Source organism: Mycobacterium sp. DBP42 (assembly GCF_005924235.1).
GTDB lineage: Bacteria > Actinomycetota > Actinomycetes > Mycobacteriales > Mycobacteriaceae > Mycobacterium > Mycobacterium syngnathidarum.
Genome location: NZ_VCMY01000021.1, coordinates 29,885 through 51,630 on the forward strand (window position 1 = coordinate 29,885; position 21,746 = coordinate 51,630).

At 65.6% G+C, this 21,746-nt stretch carries 24 protein-coding genes; 7 read left to right on the forward strand and 17 right to left on the reverse strand.

Going from position 1 to position 21,746, the window contains the following annotated elements; translation table 11 throughout:
• Positions 1–24 precede the first annotated feature (24 nt).
• The gene (locus E0T84_RS18870; RefSeq protein ID WP_138745196.1) at positions 25–942 is read right to left on the reverse strand and encodes an SAM-dependent methyltransferase; all 918 of its coding nucleotides are present in this window, start codon (positions 940–942) and stop codon (positions 25–27) included.
• On the reverse strand, positions 929–1,642 hold the full coding sequence (locus tag E0T84_RS18875) for a TetR/AcrR family transcriptional regulator (protein WP_138745197.1): 714 nt from the start codon (positions 1,640–1,642) through the stop codon (positions 929–931). The genes E0T84_RS18870 and E0T84_RS18875 overlap by 14 nt, the downstream gene beginning before the upstream one ends.
• A 254-nt stretch (positions 1,643–1,896) precedes the next feature.
• On the opposite strand from E0T84_RS18875, the gene E0T84_RS18880 reads away from it, so the two are divergent.
• Complete coding sequence (locus E0T84_RS18880) at positions 1,897–2,346, forward strand: hypothetical protein (RefSeq protein ID WP_138745198.1); 450 nt, start codon at positions 1,897–1,899, stop codon at positions 2,344–2,346.
• Here the strand turns inward: E0T84_RS18880 and E0T84_RS18885 are convergent.
• Both E0T84_RS18885 and E0T84_RS18890 read right to left on the reverse strand, forming a co-directional pair.
• Positions 2,343–2,696, reverse strand: coding sequence for a cupin domain-containing protein (locus tag E0T84_RS18885; RefSeq protein WP_138745199.1), 354 nt, complete (start codon positions 2,694–2,696; stop codon positions 2,343–2,345). The two genes, E0T84_RS18880 and E0T84_RS18885, sit on opposite strands and share 4 nt — an antisense overlap.
• 42 nt (positions 2,697–2,738) lie before the next feature.
• A complete protein-coding gene (locus tag E0T84_RS18890) occupies positions 2,739–3,452 on the reverse strand; it encodes a LysR family transcriptional regulator substrate-binding protein (RefSeq protein WP_138745200.1) in 714 nt (237 codons plus the stop codon).
• A gap of 28 nt (positions 3,453–3,480) precedes the next feature.
• On the opposite strand from E0T84_RS18890, the gene E0T84_RS18895 reads away from it, so the two are divergent.
• Together E0T84_RS18895 and E0T84_RS18900 are read left to right on the forward strand one after the other, a co-directional pair.
• The gene (locus E0T84_RS18895) at positions 3,481–3,867 is read left to right on the forward strand and encodes a DUF5997 family protein (RefSeq protein WP_070945223.1); all 387 of its coding nucleotides are present in this window, start codon (positions 3,481–3,483) and stop codon (positions 3,865–3,867) included.
• Between the two features lie 73 nt (positions 3,868–3,940).
• On the forward strand, positions 3,941–4,822 hold the full coding sequence (locus E0T84_RS18900; RefSeq protein ID WP_070945285.1) for an exodeoxyribonuclease III: 882 nt from the start codon (positions 3,941–3,943) through the stop codon (positions 4,820–4,822).
• Between the two features lie 71 nt (positions 4,823–4,893).
• Here the strand turns inward: E0T84_RS18900 and E0T84_RS18905 are convergent, their stop codons facing one another.
• From E0T84_RS18905 to E0T84_RS18920, 4 genes are all read right to left on the reverse strand, one after another.
• The gene (locus E0T84_RS18905) at positions 4,894–5,295 is read right to left on the reverse strand and encodes a VOC family protein (protein ID WP_070945222.1); all 402 of its coding nucleotides are present in this window, start codon (positions 5,293–5,295) and stop codon (positions 4,894–4,896) included.
• A gap of 97 nt (positions 5,296–5,392) precedes the next feature.
• Entirely contained in the window at positions 5,393–6,625 is a 1,233-nt protein-coding gene (locus tag E0T84_RS18910) for a CdaR family transcriptional regulator (protein WP_138745201.1), read from the reverse strand.
• 15 nt (positions 6,626–6,640) lie between these two features.
• Positions 6,641–7,501, reverse strand: coding sequence for a phytanoyl-CoA dioxygenase family protein (locus tag E0T84_RS18915; protein ID WP_138745202.1), 861 nt, complete (start codon positions 7,499–7,501; stop codon positions 6,641–6,643).
• Between the two features lie 106 nt (positions 7,502–7,607).
• Complete coding sequence (locus E0T84_RS18920; RefSeq protein ID WP_070188886.1) at positions 7,608–7,799, reverse strand: hypothetical protein; 192 nt, start codon at positions 7,797–7,799, stop codon at positions 7,608–7,610.
• 242 nt (positions 7,800–8,041) lie between these two features.
• Between E0T84_RS18920 and E0T84_RS18925 the strand changes: the two genes are divergently transcribed.
• Positions 8,042–9,430: a flavin monoamine oxidase family protein gene (locus tag E0T84_RS18925; protein WP_371726084.1), complete on the forward strand. Its 1,389-nt coding sequence runs from the start codon at positions 8,042–8,044 to the stop codon at positions 9,428–9,430.
• A 58-nt stretch (positions 9,431–9,488) separates the two neighbouring features.
• Here E0T84_RS18925 and E0T84_RS18930 read toward each other — a convergent pair whose 3' ends face one another.
• From E0T84_RS18930 to E0T84_RS18970, 8 genes are all read right to left on the reverse strand, one after another.
• Entirely contained in the window at positions 9,489–10,283 is a 795-nt protein-coding gene (locus E0T84_RS18930) for an SGNH/GDSL hydrolase family protein (RefSeq protein WP_138745204.1), read from the reverse strand.
• 27 nt (positions 10,284–10,310) lie between these two features.
• A complete protein-coding gene (locus tag E0T84_RS18935; RefSeq protein WP_212757720.1) occupies positions 10,311–11,144 on the reverse strand; it encodes a hypothetical protein in 834 nt (277 codons plus the stop codon).
• A complete protein-coding gene (locus E0T84_RS18940) occupies positions 11,141–12,217 on the reverse strand; it encodes an alpha/beta hydrolase (RefSeq protein ID WP_138745205.1) in 1,077 nt (358 codons plus the stop codon). The genes E0T84_RS18935 and E0T84_RS18940 overlap by 4 nt, the downstream gene beginning before the upstream one ends.
• Positions 12,214–13,746 (reverse strand): NAD(P)/FAD-dependent oxidoreductase, encoded by a 1,533-nt coding sequence (locus tag E0T84_RS18945; protein WP_075909264.1) that lies wholly within the window; start codon positions 13,744–13,746, stop codon positions 12,214–12,216. The genes E0T84_RS18940 and E0T84_RS18945 overlap by 4 nt, the downstream gene beginning before the upstream one ends.
• Positions 13,747–13,978: 232 nt before the next feature.
• Positions 13,979–16,147: a class 1b ribonucleoside-diphosphate reductase subunit alpha gene (nrdE, locus tag E0T84_RS18950; protein WP_138745206.1), complete on the reverse strand. Its 2,169-nt coding sequence runs from the start codon at positions 16,145–16,147 to the stop codon at positions 13,979–13,981.
• Positions 16,114–16,566, reverse strand: coding sequence for a class Ib ribonucleoside-diphosphate reductase assembly flavoprotein NrdI (nrdI, locus tag E0T84_RS18955; protein WP_070188880.1), 453 nt, complete (start codon positions 16,564–16,566; stop codon positions 16,114–16,116). The genes nrdE and nrdI overlap by 34 nt, the downstream gene beginning before the upstream one ends.
• Positions 16,567–16,604: 38 nt before the next feature.
• The gene (locus E0T84_RS18960) at positions 16,605–16,844 is read right to left on the reverse strand and encodes a redoxin NrdH (RefSeq protein ID WP_029111492.1); all 240 of its coding nucleotides are present in this window, start codon (positions 16,842–16,844) and stop codon (positions 16,605–16,607) included.
• 502 nt (positions 16,845–17,346) lie between these two features.
• On the reverse strand, positions 17,347–17,889 hold the full coding sequence (locus E0T84_RS18970) for an NAD(P)H-dependent oxidoreductase (protein ID WP_138745208.1): 543 nt from the start codon (positions 17,887–17,889) through the stop codon (positions 17,347–17,349).
• 89 nt (positions 17,890–17,978) lie between these two features.
• On the opposite strand from E0T84_RS18970, the gene E0T84_RS18975 reads away from it, so the two are divergent.
• Genes E0T84_RS18975 through E0T84_RS18985 form a run of 3 tightly spaced genes read left to right on the forward strand, consistent with a single transcriptional unit; the run spans position 17,979 to position 20,848 of the window.
• Positions 17,979–18,584: a TetR/AcrR family transcriptional regulator gene (locus E0T84_RS18975; protein ID WP_138745209.1), complete on the forward strand. Its 606-nt coding sequence runs from the start codon at positions 17,979–17,981 to the stop codon at positions 18,582–18,584.
• A 4-nt stretch (positions 18,585–18,588) separates the two neighbouring features.
• Positions 18,589–19,665, forward strand: coding sequence for a DNA polymerase IV (locus E0T84_RS18980; RefSeq protein WP_138745210.1), 1,077 nt, complete (start codon positions 18,589–18,591; stop codon positions 19,663–19,665).
• Positions 19,666–19,675: 10 nt separating this feature from the next.
• Positions 19,676–20,848, forward strand: a complete 1,173-nt coding sequence (locus E0T84_RS18985) for an AAA family ATPase (protein WP_070945218.1) — start codon at positions 19,676–19,678, stop codon at positions 20,846–20,848.
• Here E0T84_RS18985 and E0T84_RS18990 read toward each other — a convergent pair.
• Positions 20,845–21,726, reverse strand: a complete 882-nt coding sequence (locus E0T84_RS18990; RefSeq protein ID WP_070188875.1) for an SDR family oxidoreductase — start codon at positions 21,724–21,726, stop codon at positions 20,845–20,847. The genes E0T84_RS18985 and E0T84_RS18990 overlap by 4 nt on opposite strands.
• Positions 21,727–21,746: the final 20 nt, after the last annotated feature.

Consider the following 21,746-nt stretch of genomic DNA (forward strand, 5'->3'; position numbering starts at 1 on the left):
TGGCACAACTGGCCATTGGGCATCCTACGGCGACGGCTTGCCGGTGAGCACCGCACTGACAATGCGGGCATCGGAGAACGCGGCGAACATGTCATCGCCGGGGAGTTCAAACCCGTTGGCGGCGTAGGCCTCTTCCAGAGACTGGGCTGACACCTCCCAACCACATGCCGTCAGGTACTCGACGACAGAGCTGCGCCGCCCCTGATAGACGAGCTGGGACAACTCGCCGTCGAAGCCGAACCGGCGAAAGCCCTCCGCGACGCCCCGTGACCGATCTTCGGAGAAAGCCGACGCGTCGGGAATGTACTCGGTGGCGAGATAACTACCGGGGGCGCTCAGCCGCGTGATGTCGTCGAACAACTGATCCTGGGCCGCGGGCGGCAGGTAGATCAGCAATCCTTCGGCAATCCACGCCGTCGGACTGCCGGCGTCTAGCCCGTTGTCCACCAACGCTTTTGGCCAGTCATCGCGTAGGTCGACGGCGATCGCACAGTGCGTGGCGGCGGGCTCGACACCCAGGCCGGCCAGTGTCGCGGTCTTGAACTCGATCACCGCCGGCTGATCGATTTCGTACACGACCGACCCGGCAGGCCACGGCAAGCGGTAGGCACGCGTGTCCAGGCCCGAGGCCAAGACCACTGCCTGCCGCACGCCTGCGCCGGCTGCATCGGTGAACAGGCTGTCGTAGAACCGGGTCCGCACCGCCATGGCCTCGGCGAGCTGTTGCCGATCGAGGGCAGCGGCGCCATCCGGCACATCCCCGCCGTCGAGCATGGTCCGCACGACATCGCCCCCCACCGCACGCACCAGAGGCTCCGCATATGGGTCGTTGATCAGCGGATCCTGTCCTCGTGATGCGATCGCGCGCTGCGCGGCCACCACGGTGGCGGTCGCACCGACACTCGATGTCAGATCCCAGCTGTCGTTGTCACTTCGGCTCATCACGTCCTCCTTGCGCGTAGGTGAGTGTCCGGAACTGCTCGGCGATCCGTTCATAGAGAGCGACGACCTCGCTCGCTGCAGCATCGACGTGTTTTCGGGCCGGTGGTCGAGGTGGCTCGAAAGCCCGACGCAATGTGGCAGCCAACTGATTGGCCTTGTCGTCCAGGGTCAGGGTGAGTTCGTCGGGCAGCAGCGGCTCAGCTGCGAAGAAGCCATAGACGGTCGCTGTGAGCGGGTAGTGCACATCGGCCGGGTTCAGCCCCTCCCGCAGCAAGCCATGCCGGTGGACAATTGCCAGGTACTCCCGCCAGCCGACAAAATTCGCGGCGCCCATCCCCTTTTGGGAGCGGTCGGTTGCCAACGCGTCCACCGTTTCGATGTCCTGCGTATAAATGGCGCGTAGCACCGGTCGACCCATCGCCTCCACGAAGATTCGTCGCATCAGCAAATGCGGCAACACGGTCTCCGGATCGGCCCGCATCGACTCGGTGACCGCGTCCACCATCCGGGCGGTTTCCCGCGATCCGACTGCGGCGAGCATCTGCTCGCGGGTACGCCAATGCAGATAGACCGTTCCCTTGCCGATGCCCGACCGTTTGGCGACCTCGTCGATCCTTATCCGCCGATAACCCCAGCGCAGCAGCAGGTCCGACACCGTATCGAGGATCCGGTCCGCTCGTTCCCGTCGCGCATCCGACATCGCACCTCCCGTTGTCGTCGATACACCTTTGACCAAAAAACGTTTTGGTCAATAGTCAGCGTTCACGACCCCTTCATTCGCTTCGCCCCCGTCTGCACATCGGATAGCGTGACAACGTGCGATTGCCAGGTCGGGTGGGCAGGAAATGCGGATCCACCGCGACCCTCGGATTGGTCCTTTGTGCCACTGCGTGTTCGCAGGTGGTGACCGGGCAACCGGTCGCCGGAAGTCTCCCCGCCCGAAATGCACCCGACGTGACATGGCGTGACCGTGTCCTGCCCTCGGATTGCCTGCTCACCGGGGCACAGATGTCGGCTCTGGCAGGGGTCGAGATCGACAACGGCCTCGACGCGGATATCCAGAACTCCAATGGGTCCGTCGGGCACAGCTGCAATTACTACGCCACCGCGGGCGGCGTTCTGTCGTTCACAGCGACGATCAAGGTCCAGTCCCCCACCACCGGGGTCATCACCGAGGAACTCCTCGCGGATATCGGGGAGCCGGGCGCCACGGAAGTTCCGGGGATCGGCCGACGCATGCTCATCGAACCGCTCACTCGCCCAGGCGCTTTCCCGGCCATGCGGGTAGCCACCGACAAGTATCTGGCCAACGTCGTGCTCGTGGTCGGCAACATCCCCCGCCCACCCGACGTTGCCGCATGGACACGGGCCGCGGACGAGATCCTGGACGCTCTTCCGGCCTAGCCTTCCGGATAGAAGAGGAACAGCACACAGCCTTCCGCGGATTGCGGTACGTGCCACGACCCGGCCGGGGCGTGCAGGAAGGTTCCTGCGGCATAGTCGTTGACGCCGTCATTGAAGACACCGGAGACGACATAGACCTCTTCGGGTCCTGGGTCATGCAGGTCTTCACCGGCCCAGACCGCACCCGCAGCGATGGTGGTGATCGCCGCCTTGGCTCCGTTGGCACCCCGCCAGAGTGGTTGGACGGTGATTCCGGGAGAGACTTCGACCGGGTCGACCTCGGCAGTCGATTTCCACTCGTATCCAGGCGCGTTGGGACCGAAAGACGCCGCTTCGCCGTTAGTGGTCATGTGTGCACGAACCGCGCACCCCGGCTCACAATTCCCGGCGCTTCAGCGCCGACCGCGCTTGGCCGGGCCCGGCTTGCGCGCAACCTTGCCCGCGGCAGCGCGGGCAGCCTGCTTCGCCAGCGTCTTTTCGCGTGCCGTGCGTTTCGGCGCCGGCGCGGCCTGCCCGCGCGACGAACTGGCTTTGCGGCCCCGCACAATGCCGATGAACTCGTCGACCAGTTCGGATTGCGGCCCTTCCGGGAATGCCAGCGCCACAGGACAGGTGGGCGCGTCGGTGATCGGGCGGTAGGTGAGGTCTTTGCGGTGGTGCAGCCGCGCCAGCGACTGTGGAACGATGAGCGCGCCCATTCCGGTGGCGACGAGTTCTGTTGCGTCGCGAGTGGTTTCGGGCCGGTGATCGATCGGCACGCCGGGAGCATTCGGCCAGTCGACGACGTGATCGAGCGGCACCAGGACAGGTTCGCCGTCGAGGTCCGCCGCGGTGATCTCATCGACGGCGGTGAGCAGGTGATCGATCGGCACCACCGCCACCGTGGTCTCCTCGTAGAGCGGGATGACCGCGAGTCCGGATGTGTCGGCCGGCAGCCGGACCAACGCCACGTCGACGGTGCCGTCCCGCACGGCGTCGGCGGCGTCCGCGGCACCGACGGAATGCAACTGCAGCGGCACCTCTGGGTGGCGCTGTGCCCAGATCCGCGCCCACTTGGCGGGCGTCCCGCCAGGTACATACCCGAGGGTGAGGGACTGCGGGGTCACCGCCTCAGGTTACCGATACGCTGAGGGCATGAGCAGGCCAAACGCGCAGTCCATGAAACCCGCCACAGCGGCGAAGAAACTGGACGTGTATTTGCCCGCGACACCTGCCGAGTTCCAGGAGAGCGCGATCACCCGCGGCGAGCTCGCCGCCCTCCAAGAGAACCCACCGCAGTGGCTCAGGGATCTCCGCAAGAACGGGCCGCACCCGAAGAATCTCGTGGCAGCCAAGCTGGGCATCTCGATCGCCGGTCTCGCGCGTGGTGGCGTCGGAGATGCGCTCACCACCGAGCAGATCGATCAGCTACTCCAGGAGAAGCCCGAGTGGCTGATCGCCGAACGCGAGAGCTACCAGAATGTTCTGGCCGAGCAGCGACGCCTGAAGGCGGTACGGGCGGAGCAGGCTCGCGACAACTGACGGGGCTGGCCACGTGCCAGCAACGCCGCAGATGACGCACATGTTGCGCTCCGAACGGAAGCACCAGCACCAGATGCCTGACACTCCAAACCCTCCGCTGGGCATTGCCACGTTCAACGTCAACGGAATCCGGGCGGCACGCCGTCGTGGCTTCGACGCCTGGCTCGCCGGGCGGGGGCTCGACGTGGTGGCCCTGCAAGAGTTGCGCTGCCCACGCGAGGAGCTCGGCACGTTCGACGGTTATCACGCGGCGATCGACTGCGGCTCGATCCCGGGCCGCAACGGCGTCGCGATCCTGACGCGCGAGGCACCGTCGGATGTGCGGTCCTGGGTCTCGCATCCGCCGCGCAGCCGGGGCCTCGGGGCCCATGCGGGCGAGGGCCGGTACCTCGAGGTCGACCTCGCGGACGTTCCCCTCACCGTGGCGTGCCTCTACCTGCCGAAGGGCGGTCTACCCGCGCACTTGCAGCGGCCCGGCACCATGCGCGACACGCCTGACGGCGGCGCCAAGTACGACCGGAAGATGCGCTTCCTCGGAGCGTTCGCGCGCGAGCTGAGCCGGAACCGCCGGGCGGCGCTCGACGCGGGTCGCGAGTTCCTGCTGCTCGGAGACCTGAACCTTGCTCATCTTCCGCACGACGTGACCAATTGGCGGCCCGCACAGAAGATGGAGGGCTTTCTCCCCGAGGAACGCGCCTGGCTGGACACACAGATCGGGCCGCGCACGCTTGTCGACGTGGTACGGACGCTGCACGGCGACCGCCCCGGGCCGCTGTCCTGGTGGAGTTGGGCCGGCGAGTCGTTCGTCAAGGACGTGGGCTGGCGCATCGACCACCACCTGGCCACGCCGCGGCTCGCGCGGACCGCCATGTCGGTGGCCGTCGACAAGGAACCCGAACCCGGCGCGCGGCTGTCCGACCACGCGCCCGTGGTCGTGCGGTACGCGTTCGCCTGAGCCGCCGGTTACCGGTCGAACATGTCGCTGAGGCGGTCGAAGAAGCGGTCGACCCGCTGACCGGTGGGCCCTCAGCCCTCCTGCGCGCCCGGGTCCATCCAGAAGATCTGCCAGGAGTGTCCATCGAGGTCGTGGTAGCTGCGGCCGTACATGAAGTCCTCGTCGTCGGCGTCTCCCGGTGTGCCGCCCTCGGCGATGGCGCGGTCCACCAACGCATCCACGCACTCACGACGGTCGACGCCCAGGCAGATGACGCATTCCTTCGTCGTCGACGCGTCGGCCGTCTCGACCGGGTGCAGCGAGTCGAAGACATCGCGCCGCGTCAGCATTGCGAACTGGTTCTCGCCCAGCACCAGTGTCACCGCGCTGTCGCTGGTGAAGTTCTCGTTGAAGCTGTAGCCCAGGCTGGTGAAGAACTTCCGTGAGCGTTCGACGTCGCTGACCGGCATGTTGACGAAGATCTTTGAGTGCATTTCGGACGCCTCCAGTGTGCGCGCGGGGTCCGTGGGTGGACCCGTCCCCGATATAGACCAGATTCGTTCCGAAACTCATCGGTGCCCGGCATATCAGTCAGTGGCCCCCGCGCACACTGAGCAGTGTGAGGGCCGCAGCCACCTCGATCGGGTTGCGCGCAAACGGTTTCGGCAGGAGTTCGTCGATCCGGGCAAGACGCCGATCGATGGTGTTGCGGTGGGTGTACAGCCGTTCTGCGGTGCTCGTGCGGTTGAGTCCCTCGTCCACGTAGGTCAGTACCGTCTGGTGCAGCACCGGACTGGCGTCCTTCAATTCACCGAGCACGTCGGCGACGAACCGGTCGGCCGACGGCAGATCCGTCGACAACAGGTCCACCAGGTGGACGTCCTCGTAGCGCACGATCGACAGCCCGGAGTCCAGGCGCGCCAGAAGCCGTTGCGCTGCAGCGGCATCCATGTGCGTTCGCCGAAAGCCGCTCACCCCTGGGGCCGCGCGGCCGAGTGCCACGCGCGCACCGCACCGTCTCCCCAGATGTTCGGCGAGGTCCGTGACCGTCGGCGTGGTCTTCGCCGGTATCCACAGCCACACCGCAGCGGTACCGGCAACCACCGTCAGCCGCCGGTCCGCGCCGCACGCCCGCATCACCTGCTCACTGGCGCGTTCGAGTTCGGCGACGTCTTTCTCGGATTCGACCCAGACGACGACGCCGATGTGCGAACCCGTCAGTGCATAGCCCAGCTGCGCTTCGGCGCGCGACGGTTCGATATCCGCGCCCTGGAGCAGGAGCTCGACGGTGGCGTAGCGCTGCAGCTGCGAGCCACCGGCGAACTCCTCGCGGACCTTGCGGATGTGCTCGGCAAGTTCGGCGATGGAGTCATCGACGAATGCCGTGAGCGAATAACCGGAGACCTCGATCAGTTCGCGAAGCTGTTCCGCGTCGTCCGTCGCCTGGAAACACGTGGCCAGCCACCACTTCCAGGCGACACGTTGAGCCGATCGCCACGACAGGACATCGTCGGTGGTCAGACCGCGCAGCACCACATCACGTGCGTAGGTGCGCATCGCGCTTCCCGCTGCCGGGGCGACCCGGCGACCCGGTTCGGTGATGTTGGACGTCAGCCAGTGCTTGAGGTGGGTGGCCACCATGCGGGCGTCGACCTCGGCGAGCACCGGGTCCTCGGCGATCGCCCGGTACCGCGGGTCCTGCAGCGACGCTGCCGTCAGCTCGTCGATGACGTCCCCGGACCTCGCCAGCGCCGTCTCGGCAAGTCCGCGGATCAGCCGACGGACCGGATCGGATGCATCGGGCCATAGCTGATCCGGTGTCATGGCAACAGTCTGCCGCTACAGGCCGAGGTGGTCGGCGAGTTCGCGGTAGTCGACCATCCAGAGTCCGGGCGAGCCGGTGGGGTACTGAGAGCGGAAGCCAAGGATGCGCTGGACGCGCTCCGGCAGGGTGTTCACCACGTCACGATCGATGAGGAACGGGTACGCCTCCTCCCCGACCAGGAAGCCCGGGTTGAACGCGAAGGACACCGCGCGGCGGTACTGATCGGTGGTGACGTTGGCACCGCCGCCGTGGGCGGTCTTGCCGCTGAAGAAGAGGGCGTCGCCGGCGTTCATGATCGCGGGAACGGTCTGCTCAGGGGTGCCGCGGTCCTGGAAGTCGGGCCACTGGTGGCTGCCCGGGATGACGCGGGTCGCGCCGTTCTCCTCGGTGAAGTCCGTGAGGGCGATGAGGAAGTTGAGGGTGATCTCCGGCCCGGCGGGGCCCATGCCGACGAAAGGGAACCAGTTCTCGAGGTCGCGGTGCAGGAACTGCGAGCGGTTGCCGGGTCCGATCTCGATGACCTGGGCGGTGGTCATCCAGTAGGTGCCGGACTCCTCGAGGAAGGTCGCATCACACAGGGCGTGGACCAGGTCGTGGTCGATGATCTCGTTGCGGAAGACCGGGCTGTGGGTGACCAGGTTGGTGAGGCGCTTGGTGTTGGCGCCGTGGAACTCGTTGACGATCTCGAGTTCGTGCTTGCCGCCGGCGGTCAGCGCGGTGAGGGGGGCCTCGATCTCGGCATTGAACCGGGTGACCTGTTCGGGGGTGAGCAGTCCTTCGATGATCACCCCGCCGTCCTCGGCGACGACGGCGAGGATGTCCGCGACGTCCGCCGTGGAGGGAAGCTTCCTGAGGTTCGAAACTGCGGTTGTCATCGCGTTATCTCTTTCTGCGAGTTGAGGTTTAGGGATAGCGTCGAGCTGTTGGCATGGCGTTCATCTCACTATGGCCGCTGAGACTGGTCACGTGCCACGGCACCTCTCAACCAATTGAGCGAGGCAGCGGTGCATGTTGCACCCCTTCAGCACCCCACCGCGCATCTTTCGTTGCCAGGACGGGGGGAAGATCTCCCATCGACAGGAATCCGCTGGGCGCGTCGATCACCGCTGTCACGGCATTGACCGCCGCCGCGACGGTGCTGACGCAGGACTCGACGTCGGTGCGCTGCAGCACGGACGGCAGTCGATCAGGGGTGCACCTTGCACCTGTTCGCCTCAGCAGTCGGTGAGCACCGTTGTAGCGGCCCTGCGCCTATAGCCGCGACAGTGAACTTGTCAGTTGCGAGATGCGTCGATTGCCAGGGCGATCCGTCGCGTGCAGTAGCTCATGCTGCGCATGCTCTGTCCTACGCTGCCGCCCGCTGCATCTCGCATCATCAATCAGGAGCGATGGAGGAAACAGTGGAAAAACACACCGTGTTGACATCACCCGAAGGCGGCGACGGGTCCGCATCGGTTGATGTCGTGATTGTCGGGGCGGGCTTCGCCGGCTTGAGCGCTGCAGACAGGCTCGTCAACATGGGCGCGTCCGTTCTCGTCGTAGAAGGTCGCGACAGGGTCGGCGGCCGGTCGTACACGGGCGAGGTGGCCGGGGTCAAGGTCGACCTGGGTGCGACGTGGGTTGCCCAGCGCCACACCGCAATCCGTGACCTGATGGAGCGATTGGGGTGTTCACTGACCCCTCAGTTCGACGAAGGCGTCAACGTTCTCTGGATGGCCGGGCAACGCCAGACCTACACGGGCACCCTGCCGACGACCGGGCCGGTGGACGTGGAGGATCTGGGCCGCATCCAAATGGCGCTGAACACATTGCTGGAGACCATCGATGTCAATGCTGCCTGGAGATCCCCCAACGCCGGCCAGCTCGACTCGATCTCGTTCGGCGAATGGCTCGACCAGCAGCAGGCCGCGACCAGCACTCGTGCCCTGATGTTCATCGTCACCAGGGTGCAGTGGGGCTGCAGCCCGCTCGATGTGTCACTGCTGCACGTGTTGCGCTACATCCAGGCCGTGGGCGGGCTCGATCACATGCTTGCCGTCGAAGGCGGACAGCAGGAGTATCGCGTCACCGAAACCACTGAGGAGATCGCCAAGCGGCTCGCTGCGCAGATCGGCGACCGGATTGTCTTGGACACCCGGGTTTGCGAGATTTCGCAAGACGATAGCGGCGTCACGGTCTCCACCGACTCGGGACTGATCAATGCCAAGTACGCCATCGTGACCGCAGCCCCCGAGCATCGGGCGTACATCGAGTACCGCCCGGCCCTGCCGGACAAGATCGAGGGGCTCACGACGAGCTTCCCGATGGGCGCGCTGAGCAAGGCGTTCGTTGCCTACGACAAGCCCTTCTGGCGGGCTGAGGGACTTTCGGGTGAGGCGTTGGCCGATACCGCGCCGGTGTTCATCACCTTCGACGTGTCACCCAGCGATGACGGGCCGGGGATCCTGATGGTCTTCTGCACCGCGCGGGTGTACGACGGCTTCGGTCCGGACGTTCGGCGGAAACTGGTTCTCGATCAATTGGTCGACCTGTACGGCGAGCAGGCTGGCAGCCCCATCGATTACATCGATCACTGTTGGGGCACAGAACCTTTCGCCCCGGGCGGCCCGCATCCGGCCGCGCCGCCTTTTGCATCGGTGAACTACGGCGAGGCCCTCACCACACCGCACGGGCGCATCCACTGGGCGGGCACCGAAACCGCGGGCGAGTGGGCCGGCACCATGAACGGCGCCATCCTGACTGGTCTACACACCGCCGAGCAGATCGCGCAGCGACTCGGCGTCAAGGAAGAAGCCTCCGCGTAAGCTTCGCGTACCCCTCGGGTGCGAGCGGGCAGGCCGGCCCGCGAGCGTTGGCCGCTGCTCACCCCCCGAGGGGTGCACCGACGATTTTCAGTAGTTCCCTGGCAACAGCTTTCATCCCGTCGGCGGTCGGGTGAAACGAACTCGCAATTCGGTGGACAGGTTGCAACGGCTGGATCCACGGGAACGGGCTACCGAGTTCATGCCCACGGCCGAGCCGGGATGCTTGTGCGAGATCGGCGCCAGTTTGCCCGGCGACATCGATGAATACCGACGACAGCTGATCGTGGATAACCGCGAGAGCGTCGATGACGGTCCTGTCGAACGGGACATCGGTGAAAGGGACGGTCGCGCCACCCACCATGGGTAGGTAATCGACGAGAACGACACGTGCTTGCGGTGCACGGGAACGTGTTTCGGTCACGATACGCGCGAGCCCGGCGGCAGCCCTGTCCCGCTGCTGCCGAGTCGCCACCGGAATGCCGGCGGGTATCCAGCGCTGCAGCAGCCCGTGCGTGTACCGGTCGAGGGTGAAGCGGACGCCGAGCTTGACCGCAGAGCCCAGGTACTCCAGATCGTTGCCTGCCGCCGTGATGAGGACCAGGTCGGCGTCGGCGGGCAGTGAGCGAATCTGTGGTGCGAACGTCACGAACCCCACACGCTGCGGGACATCCAGGACGGTCGACGTCGTTGCTCCCGAGACCGTCAAATCGGTGAGTTCGGCGCCGAGGGCGCGCGCCAATACGTGTGCGTAGTTGTTGCCCGAACGCATCGCGGCACGGTTGACGACAGGTTGGATGCCTGGTCCGGCAGCATAGGAGCTGCCCAGTGCAGCGATCCGGCGATACGTCGTCATGGTGTGGATCTCCCGGCGTTGGCTTTCTCAGCAGCCTAGTGCGAAAACACCGAATGGCCAGTCATTGCAAGCTTTTTCGCGCAAGTTCATACGGTCGGCACGCGATTCAGACGGACGGTCTCGAGTGTCACCCCGGCGGCCGGCGGCCAGGTCAGCAGAAGCCCGTGGACTGACCTCGCCCGCCGCGGGCGGACCCGCGTCCGCCGCCGCGTTGTGCCGTTCGAGCGCGAGGTAGCCGCGGGAGAAGGTCACGATCATGAGCGCCCAGATCGAGAGCGAGATGATGTAGAACACCGTGTGATCCGCGTCGTCGCCCGGAAGATGGACGAAATCGTAGATGATCGCCACGAACGCCCCGAGACTGTTCCCGATCGCGACCCACGTCGCGTTGGTGCGATCGCCCGCGCGCCACAGCTTCGGCACCATGAATACGAAGATGAACAGTGCCGCACCGAGATTCATCACGAGGTAGAAGATCGACCACCCCAGTTCCACCGGCCGCGGATCGAGGGCGCGGTTGAGGCCCACCGCGATGCCGGCCACGATGGCGACAGCCTCCACCATCCACGTCGGGCGGTATCTGTGGGTCACCGCCGATATGCCGACGATAAGGATCACCGTCATACCGAAAGACCTGGAGAAGGCGTCGAAGAACAGCATCACGCGGTAGCTGAAGCTTGCCTGGTCGGCATAGATCGCAGCGAGGTAGATGACGTTGACGCCGGAGACCGCCATGACGACCCACTCGAGGCCGAGCAGGAAGTTGCGGAACCCGCGGAGCAGCTTGTAGCCGTAGTAGAAGCCGGCGATGACCATCGCGAGGTCCGCGAGGAGGATCAGGACCATGCGGGTGGTGCTCATCGGCTCTCCTTGAGGGAGGTGCGGATGGCGCCGGCGACGCGGTCGACGGCGGCGCGGGCAGTGGGGCTGATCCGTGTCATCGAGATGTAGCCGTGCACGAGGCCGCCCTCGCGGAACACGCGCACCGGGACACCGGATTCGGTGAGCCGCTCGGCGTAGGCGAGCGCCTCGTCGCGGAGCGGGTCGAATCCGGCCACCGTGAGCAGGGTCGGCGGCGCGCCGGACAGGTCCTCGGCGAGCATGGGCGAGATCCGCGGGTCGAAACGGTCTTCGCGGCCGGGCACGTACAGGTTCGCCAGCCAGTCGATCTGCTTCGCCGACAGTGCGGAGTTGCCCGCGAACTCCTGCCGCGAAGGGTAGACCCCCGCCGCGTCCACGAAGGGGTACATCAGCACCTGGAGGTAGGGCCGAATCGTCTGGCCCGCGAGGTCGTTCGCGAGCACGGCACACAGATTTCCGCCTGCGCTGTCGCCGAGCAGCACGATCCGCGTGGGGTCGATCCCCCACTCGGCGCAGTGCTCGACAGCGAACCGCCAGGCTGTGACCGCGTCGTCGACGGGCCCGGGGAACGGCGACGCCGGCGCCAGGCCGTACTCGACAGAGAGCACGTTGACCCCGGCGCCGTCCGCGATCAGGCGGACGGGCACGTCGTAATCCTGCCGGCTGCTCAGGACGAATCCACCGCCGTGCAGGAACAGGACCAGTGCGTTCGACGGTGCGGCGGGCCGGTACAGGGTGGCGCGCAGGCCGCCTGACATCACAATCTCCGGCTCGACGCGCACGCCCGAGGGCGCCTTGTCGGCGAACACCCGGTAGTCGTGCGCGACGATCGCGCGTGCTTGCTCCGGGGTGCCGTCGCTGAAGTCCGGCGCACCTGCGGAGGCCTTGAGCATCAGGGCGATCTCGGGCGCCATCACGTCGCCGTCGGCGTTGACCACCCGCGGCGCCAGCCGGCCGAGCAGGCGGCCGGGGACGCGCCCGAGCGCGGTGAACGCGCCGCGCTGGAGCCGCTCGGGAATGGTCAGCGCAGCCGGTGCAGCGGCGGGCGCGGGCGCCTTGGCGGTCACGGTCATGAACGTGCCTCTTCCACGACGGCGCGGCCGCCGAATTCGCGCTCGAGGCGCGAGCTGAACCGGAGGTTCTCGTCGATCACCGAACCCCGGTACATCTTCCGGTCGTCGAGGAAGACATTCTCCATCTTCCAGGGCATGGCGTCGCCCTGGCGCGGCAGATCGTCCTTGGACCGCTGCATGTAGCCCGAGTTGAGGTCGAGCATGGAGCGGGTGCCGACGCCGACAGGCGCATGCGGGACGACGGTGTCGTAGCCGTGGGTGTCCATGTGGCGCAACAGCTCGATGATGCTCTTGCCGAGCAGCCCGATCTTCAGCGTCCAGGACGACTTGGTGTAACCGATCGCGTTCATCCAGTTGGGCACGCCGGAGAGCATCATGCCGCGGTACACCACGGAGCTGGGCAGGTCGATAGGACGCCCGTCCACCGTCAGGTCGATGCCGCCGAAGATGCGTAGGTTCAGCCCGGTCGCGGTGACGATGACGTCGGCGTCCAGGTGCTCGCCGGACTGGAGTTCGATACCGGTGGGGGTGAACCGCCGGATCCGGTCGGTCACCACCGAGGCCCGGCCGTCGCGGATGGACTTGAAGAAGTCCCCGTCGGGCGCGAGGCAGAGGCGCTGCTCCCACGGGTTGTAGGGCGGGTTGAAGTGCTTGTCGACATCGAAACCGGCGGGCAGCTCCTTGACGTTGACGCTACGGATGTAGCGGCGGGAGGCGTTGGGGAACCGGGTCAGCAACTCGACGATCGTCCAGTCGATGAGGATGTTCTTCCACCGCGTCGCCAGGTAGCCGCCGCGCTCGCCCAGCAGGCGGGTGAGCTTGAGGCTCAGCGCATCCACGCGGGGCAGGGTCAAGATGTAAGTCGGCGTCCGCTGCAGCATCGTCACGTGCGCGGCCGCGCCGTCGCCTTTGAGCATCGACGGGATCAGCGTGATCGCCGTGGCGCCACTGCCGATCACCACGACCTTCTTGCCGGAGTAGTCGTACCCCTCGGGCCAGTGCTGCGGGTGGATGATGTCGCCGGTGAAGTCCTCTCGGCCTGCGAACTCCGGGGTGAAGCCCTCCTCGTAGTTGTAGTAGCCGGTGGCGCCGAAGACCCAACCGGCCTTGATCACCTCACGCCGCACCGTCCCGTCGGCCTCCATCGCGTCGACGTCGAGCAGCCACTCGGCGTCGTCGCTCGACCACGCCGCGGAGACAACCTTGTGCCGGTAGCGGATCTTGTCGCCGAGCCCGTACTCGTCAACGGTCTCCTTGAGGTAGTCCAGGATCAGTGGAGCGTCGGCGATCGCGTTCTCGTCCTTCCAGCTCTTGAACTCGTACGCGAAGGTGTGCAGGTCGGAGTCGGAGCGGATGCCGGGGTATTTGAACAGGTCCCAGGTACCGCCGACGGAGTCGCGTCCCTCCAGCAGGGCCACCGTCTTGTTCGGGAACTCCTTGGTGATGTACGCCGCGGCGCCGATACCCGAGATGCCTCCGCCGATGATGACCACGTCGAAGTACTCCGGGCGGGCTGCTGTGTTGCTCATCTGTTGATTCCTCCCTGCGCCGAGCGCGTCGTGATGCAGTTCAGATTGCCGGTTCGGGCGTGGCGGACTCCACATCGAATCTCAACGTCTTTGCTCGTTCAGTGGTGGAAATCTCACCTCTGCCCAGGCGATGGCACAACCGCCCCGCGCGCGGCCCTGCCCGCCGGGGTCCGAATACAAAAACGCTGGCCAGGGAGCATTTTCCCTGGCCAGCGCCTTGTCTAGAACACACCTACAGCATGCAACTGACGCAACCCTCCACGGCCGTGCCTTCCAGGGCCATCTGCCGCAACCGGATGTAGTACAGCGTCTTGATTCCCTTGCGCCAGGCGTAGATCTGCGCCTTGTTGACGTCGCGCGTGTTGGCGGTGTCCTTGAAGAACAGCGTCAGGCTCAGCCCCTGATCCACGTGCTGGGTCGCCGCGGCGTAGGTGTCGATGATCTTCTCGTATCCGATCTCATACGCGTCCTGGTAGTACTCCAGGTTGTCGTTGGTCAGGTACGGCGCCGGGTAGTAAACGCGGCCGATCTTGCCTTCCTTGCGGATCTCGATCTTGCTCGCCACCGGGTGGATCGAGGAGGTCGAATGGTTGATGTAGGAGATCGACCCCGTCGGCGGGACGGCCTGCAGGTTCTGGTTGTAGATGCCGTGCTTCTGCACCGACTCCTTCAACTGCTTCCAGTCGTCCTGGGTCGGGATGTGAATCTCGGCGTCGGCGAAGATCTGCCGGACCTTGTCGGTCACCGGCTCCCACGCCTGCTCGGTGTATTTGTCGAAGAACTCCCCCGACGCATATTTCGATTCCTCGAATCCGCCGAAGCTCGTACCCCGTTCGATCGCAATGAGATTCGAGGCCCGCAGGGCGTGGAACAGCACGGTGTAGAAGTAGATGTTGGTGAAGTCGATGCCCTCTTCGGAGCCATAGTGGATCCGCTCGCGGGCCAGGTACCCGTGCAGGTTCATCTGCCCCAGACCGATCGCGTGGGAGCTGTTGTTGCCCTGTTCGATCGACGGCACCGACCAGATGTGGGTCTGATCGCTCACCGCGGTCAGCGCCCGGATGGCCACCTCGATGGACTGCGCGAAGTCCGGGGAATCCATCGTCTTCGCAATGTTCATCGACCCCAGGTTGCACGAGATGTCCTTGCCCACCTTGGAGTAGGACAGATCGTCATTGAACTCCGAGGCGGTGGAGACCTGCAGGATCTCCGAGCACAGGTTGGAGTGGGTGATCTTGCCGGCGATCGGGTTGGCGCGGTTCACGGTGTCCTCGTACATGATGTACGGGTAGCCCGACTCGAACTGCAGCTCGGCCAGCGTCTGGAAGAACTCGCGAGCCTTGATCTTCGTCTTGCGGATCCGCGCGTCGTCGACCATCTCGTAGTACTTCTCGGTCACCGAGATGTCGGCGAACGGGATGCCGTAGACCTTCTCGACGTCGTACGGCGAGAACAGGTACATGTCCTCGTTCTTCTTGGCCAGCTCGAAGGTGATGTCGGGGATGACGACACCCAGTGAGAGCGTCTTGATCCGGATCTTCTCGTCGGCGTTCTCGCGTTTGGTGTCGAGGAACCGGTAGATGTCGGGGTGGTGCGCGTGCAGGTACACCGCGCCGGCTCCCTGGCGCGCCCCGAGCTGGTTGGCGTAGGAGAACGAATCCTCCAGCAGCTTCATGATCGGGATGACACCGGAGCTCTGGTTCTCGATGTTCTTGATCGGCGCGCCATGCTCGCGAATGTTGGTCAGCAGCAAGGCGACTCCACCACCGCGCTTGGACAGCTGCAGGGCCGAGTTGATCGAGCGCCCGATGGACTCCATGTTGTCCTCGATGCGCAGCAGGAAGCAGGACACCGGCTCGCCGCGCTGCTTCTTACCCGAGTTGAGGAAGGTCGGGGTGGCCGGCTGGAACCGGCCGTCGATGATCTCGTCGACGAGCTGCTCGGCCAGCACGGTGTCACCGGCGGCCAAGGTGAGCGCCACCATCACGACTCGATCCTCGAAGCGCTCCAGGTAGCGCTTTCCGTCGAAAGTCTTGAGCGTGTAAGAGGTGTAGTACTTGAACGCGCCCAGGAAGGTCGGGAACCGGAACTTCTTGGCGTATGCCCGGTCCAGCAGGCTCTTGACGAAGTTGCGGCTGTACTGGTCGAGCACCTCGCGCTCGTAGTACTCCTTCTCGATCAGATAATCGAGCTTCTCGTCCTGACTGTGGAAGAACACCGTGTTCTGGTTGACGTGCTGCAGGAAGTACTCCCGCGCGGCCCGCACATCCTTGTCGAACTGAATGTTGCCGTCGGCGTCGTACAGATTCAGCATCGCGTTGAGCGCGTGGTAATCGGTCTCTCCGGGCAGGGTGTGCCCGGGAGTGGTTACAGGCTCTGCAGCTGTGACGGTTGGTGGCACGTCTGGTCCTTCCAAAAGTCTTTCAACCCCGCACGAACAGCTTCGACGTCGTCCGGGGTTCCCATGAGTTCGAAGCGGTACAGGTACGGCACGCCGCATTTGCGCGAGACCACATTGCCCGCGTACGCGAACTCCGCACCGAAGTTGTTGTTGCCCGCGGCGATGACGCCGCGGATCAACGACCGATTGTGTTCATTGTTCAGAAAGGCGATGACTTGCTTGGGCACATAGCCACCGTTGTTGATGTCGGGGGTGGCACGGCCGCCGCCGTAGGTGGGAAGGATCAGAACGTAGGGCTCGTTCACCTCGATGCGGCCGTGCAGCGGGATCCGGGTGACGCGGTCTTCAGGCCACTGCAGCTTCTCGACGAAGCGGTGGGTGTTCTCCGAGACACTGGAGAAGTAGACGAGATGGCTCATCGTGTTCTCCGTCCTTCCCCGGGTTGATTGACCTTTCGTTACGCGCTGGCCGCGACCGTGCTGAGAGCCTTGATCCGATCCGGGCGGAAGCCCGACCAGTGCTCGTTGCCGGCCACCACCACCGGGGCCTGCAGGTAGCCGAGCGCCATGACGTAGTCACGGGCCTCGCTGTCGAGGGTGATGTCAACCTTCTCGAACTCGATGCCCTGCTTTTCCAACGCCTTGTAGGTGGCGTTGCACTGCACGCATGCGGGCTTGGTGTACACGGTGACGGTCATCTTCGGTACGGCTCCTCTTGCGGAAAGTGAACAAACTAGACAAGTGACTGGCAACTGATCGGGTCTTACGTTTCGCTTAAGTTCAGCGACCTTCGGGCCGCCAAAATTCCTGCCGGTCGAAGCCGCTCCCCGGCTGGTCTTGAAACCGACTCGGCCGGATTCGCTACGCTCCGGCCGGCTCCCGAACTGTGGTGGCCTGTCGGTCTCACAGACACTACACCTAGTGGCCGACAGTTCGAAGCCATACAACATGTTCTGAATAACATTTTTGAAATTCCCAGGTCGTAAGCTTGCCAGCAACCACACCCACGGCGTGTCGCGCTCGACTTGACAGACCGTGTCGCACCGCACCACCAGATGTAGCACCAGGCACCGACAAGTCCGGCCGCCGCAAAGCGCAAGACCCCCCAACAGCAAAGCCGCCGGCCGGGTCGGAACGACCCAGCCGGCGGCAAGATTTTGCCGGAAAGTGGCGCGAACGGCAAAACGCGAAGACGAACCCTCAACCGACCTCAAGTGTGAGCTTGCCCACAATATCGCGAAGCGCCTCGGTCACCTCGGCGTTCTCCCTGGGGTGCTTGCCGTCGAGGGTCTTGGACGGCACCGAGAGCTTGAGATCCTCGACCACGCGCGGCCCGGCGATGCCGAAAGACTTCCGAGTTTCGTCATGCGCCCACACGCCGCCGTACTGTCCGAGCGCCGCCCCGACCACCGCCAGCGGCTTGTCGTTGAGTGCGCCGTTACCGAACGGCCGCGACAGCCAATCGATGGCGTTCTTCAACACCCCCGGGATGCTTCCGTTGTATTCGGGGGTCACGACAAGCGCAGCGCCGGCCTCGGCCGCTGCCGCGCGCAACGCGACCACGGGTTCGGCCACGTCCGCCGTGTCGATGTCCTCGTTATAGAAGGGCAACTCCCCCAGTCGGTCGAAGATCTCCAGGCTCACGCCTTCGGGCGCCTGTTCCACCGCCAGCTCGGCGATCTGTCGATTCACCGACGCGGCCCGTAGGCTCCCGACCAGAACCAGCACCTTCTTATCGGCCATTTGCACGCTCCCTTGTTCGACTCGATCGATTCTCGCAACGATCAACCGGACTGTGGTCCGGTTAATTCCAGCTGGGTTAAAGTGCAGTTGTGGCAGCCTCTGACCGGCCGACCCAGCTCGCGGGCATCGACGCGGCGCCATCCGAACGCGGGGATGCCGCCCGCAACCGCGCCTTGATTCTCGACGCTGCACGCCGGCTCATCGCCGAACGCGGCCCCGACGCAGTCAGCACCGACGATATCGCGATCGAGGCCGGCGTCGGGAAGGGCACGGTGTTCCGCAGGTTCGGCAGCCGTGCCGGTCTGATGATGGTGTTGCTCGACGAGGACGAAACCGCCGAACAGGATGCCTTCATGTTCGGTCCGCCCCCGCTCGGGCCCGGCGCGCCGCCACTGGAACGGCTACTGGCCTACGGTGCGGACCGACTCCGGTTCGTGCACTGCCACCAGGCGTTGTTGTCCGACGCGATCCGCGATCCCGCGCTGCGCTACACCGGCCCGTTCACCCTGCACCGCACGCATGTCCGGATGCTGCTCGAAACGGCGGGTACCACAGGCGATCTCGACACACAGGCCGACGCCCTGATCGCGCTGCTCGACCCCGACTACCTGGCTCACCAGCTGACCCTCGGCCGCAGCCTCGACGAACTCACCGCGGCGTGGCAGGACACCGCCCGCAAGTTGTGCGGCCACTAGCGCCATGACCGCCTGGGTGCTGCACGTCGACCTGGACCAGTTCCTGGCCTCGGTGGAGCTGCGCCGGCACCCCGAACTCGACGGCCTGCCCGTCATCGTCGGTGGCAGCGGTGATCCCGCCGAACCCCGCAAGGTGGTCACCTGCGCGTCATACGAAGCGCGTGAATTCGGGGTGCACGCCGGGATGCCTCTGCGCACCGCGGCGCGCAAGTGCCCCGACGCCACGTTCTTGCCATCAGACCCGGACGCCTACGACGAGGCCTCCGAACAAGTGATGGGCCTGCTGCGCGATCTCGGCCACCCGCTGGAGGTCTGGGGCTGGGACGAGGCGTATCTGGGCGCCGAGGTCAGCGATCCGGTCGAGTTGGCCGAGCGCATCCGCACGGTGATCGCCGCCGAGACCGGGCTGTCCTGTTCGGTGGGCATCAGCGACAACAAGCAGCGCGCCAAGGTGGCGACCGGGCTGGCCAAACCCGCAGGTGTCTACGTGCTCACCGAGGCCAACTGGATGTCGGTGATGGGTGATCGCCCACCCGATGCGCTGTGGGGCGTCGGCCCCAAGACCACCAAAAAGCTTGCCACGCTGGGCATCACCACGGTGGCCGATCTGGCCGCCACCGATGCCACCGTGCTCACCTCGGCATTCGGTCCCAGCACCGGGCTGTGGATTCTGTTGCTGGCCAAAGGCGGCGGTGATACGGAGGTGAGCTCGGAGCCCTGGATTCCGCGCTCACGCAGCCACGTCATCACATTCGCGCAAGACCTCACCGAGCGCGCCGCCATGGACGACGCGATCCGCGAGCTGACCCGCCGCACCCTCGACGAGGTGGTAGCGCAGGGACGCATCGTCACCCGGGTCGCGGTCACGGTGCGCACCAGCACCTTCTACACCCGCACCAAGATCCGCAAGCTCGGTTCGCCGAGCACGGACGCCGCTGTTGTCACCGAGACCGCGCTGGCGGTCTTCGATCAGTTCGAGCTGGACCGGCCGGTCCGACTGCTCGGCGTGCGCCTGGAACTGTCGATGGATGACAGCACACCGGAGCGCCCGAGCGCCCCGATTGTCGGGGCCGACCAATAGCCTCGACGCCATGTTGCAGACCATCGCGATTCGCGGCTACCGCTCCCTGCGGGAAGTGATCCTGCCGCTGGCCGAACTCACGGTGGTCACCGGTGCCAACGGCACCGGCAAGTCCTCCATCTATCGGGCACTGCGACTGCTGGCGGATTGCGGCCGAGGCCAGGTGATCGGCTCACTCGCCCGAGAGGGCGGCCTGCAGTCGGTGCTGTGGGCCGGTCCCGAACAGCCCAATGCGCAGACGCAGGGCACCGTCCGAACCCGACCGGTGTCCCTCGAACTCGGCTTCGCCGCAGATGACTTCGGCTACCTCGTCGACCTGGGGCTGCCGCAGATGGCCGGCACCGGCCCGACGGCGTTCGCGCAGGACCCGGAGATCAAGCGCGAGGTGGTGTTCGCCGGGCATGTGTTGCGACCCGCCTCGACACTGGTGAGCCGCACCCGCGATTACGCCGAGGTGGCCGCGCAATCGGGACGAGGCTTCGATGAGTTGACCCGCTCCCTGCCCAGCTATCACAGCGTGCTGGCCGAATACGCCCACCCGCATGCCCTGCCGGAGCTCTCAGCGGTCTCCGACCGGTTGCGGGATTGGCGGTTCTACGACGGGTTCCGGGTGGACGCCGCGGCCCCGGCCCGCCAACCCCACATCGGTACCCGCACCCCGGTGCTCTCCGACGACGGCGCCGACCTTGCTGCGGCGGTGCAGACGATCATCGAGGCCGGCTTCGACGACCTGGAACGGGCGGTGGCCGAGGCGTTCGATGGCGCCACCATCGCAGTCGCGGTCAACGACGGGCTGTTCGACCTCCAACTACGCCAACGCGGCATGCTGCGCCCGCTCCGGGCAGCCGAATTGTCCGATGGCACACTGCGTTTCCTGCTGTGGGCAACGGCACTGGCCAGCCCGCGGCCACCGTCGCTGATGGTGCTCAACGAGCCGGAGACCTCGTTGCATCCCGATCTGGTCCGTCCTCTGGCATCTCTGATCAGATCCGCCACGAAACAGTCCCAAGTGGTGGTCGTGACACATTCGCACGCCCTGCTGGATTTCCTCGACACCACCCCGGCCGCCGACGAGGACCGGGGCAACGCTATCGAGGTGGAGCTCTACAAGGAGTGGGGCGAGACGAAAGTGACCGGATTCGGCATGCTCAACACACCGTCCTGGCATTGGGGAAAACGCTAGCGCTGGACGGTTTTCGGCCGCAGCGCCCGGCTGAAAAGCACGTTGACCTGCCGCATGGCCACGCTGTACGGCCACCACGCCACGCGCTTGAACGCGTACAGGGCACGGATGTCGGCCGAGGTGTAGATCAGGAAGCGGTTGCGAGCCATACCGGCCAAGATCTTGTCGGCGGCCTTCTCCGGCGAGATGGCGTGGCCGGCGAACCGGTCCACCCATTTCTGCACGTTCGGATCCTCCCGATCCACCCCGGCGATCTGAACCGTCTGCACCAGGCCGGTTTTCACCGCGCCGGGTACCACGACGGATACCCCGATGCGGTGCCGGGCCAGGTCGAAACGCAGTACTTCACTCAGCCCCCGCAGCCCGTACTTGCTGGCGCTGTAGGCGCTGTGCCACGGTAGCGCGACGATGCCTGCGGCCGAGGACACGTTCACCAGGTGCCCGCCCCGGCGGGCCTGCACCATCGGCGGCAGGAACGTCTCGATGACGTGGATCGGGCCCATCAGGTTGATGTCGATCATCGAGCGCCAGTGCTGATGGGTCAGTTTGTCGACGGTCCCCCAGGCCGAAACCCCGGCGATGTTCATCACCACGTCCATCGACGAGTGCGCCGCGTGGACGTCGGCGGCGAACGCCGCCACCTGGTCGTAGTCGGAGATGTCCAGGGCCCGGTGTGCGGGTACCTGGGCACCGAGCGCTCTGGCGTCGGCCACAGTCTGGGCCAGACCGACTTCGTCCCGGTCGGTCAGGTACAGCTCGGCCCCTCGGGCGGCCAGCGCCAGCGCGGTGGCCCGGCCGATGCCGCTGGCAGCGCCGGTGATCAAGCACTTCTTGTTGCGAAAGTCCGCCCGACCGTTACCCGTGGTATCACTCCCCATAGCGGTGACCTTACCTGTGG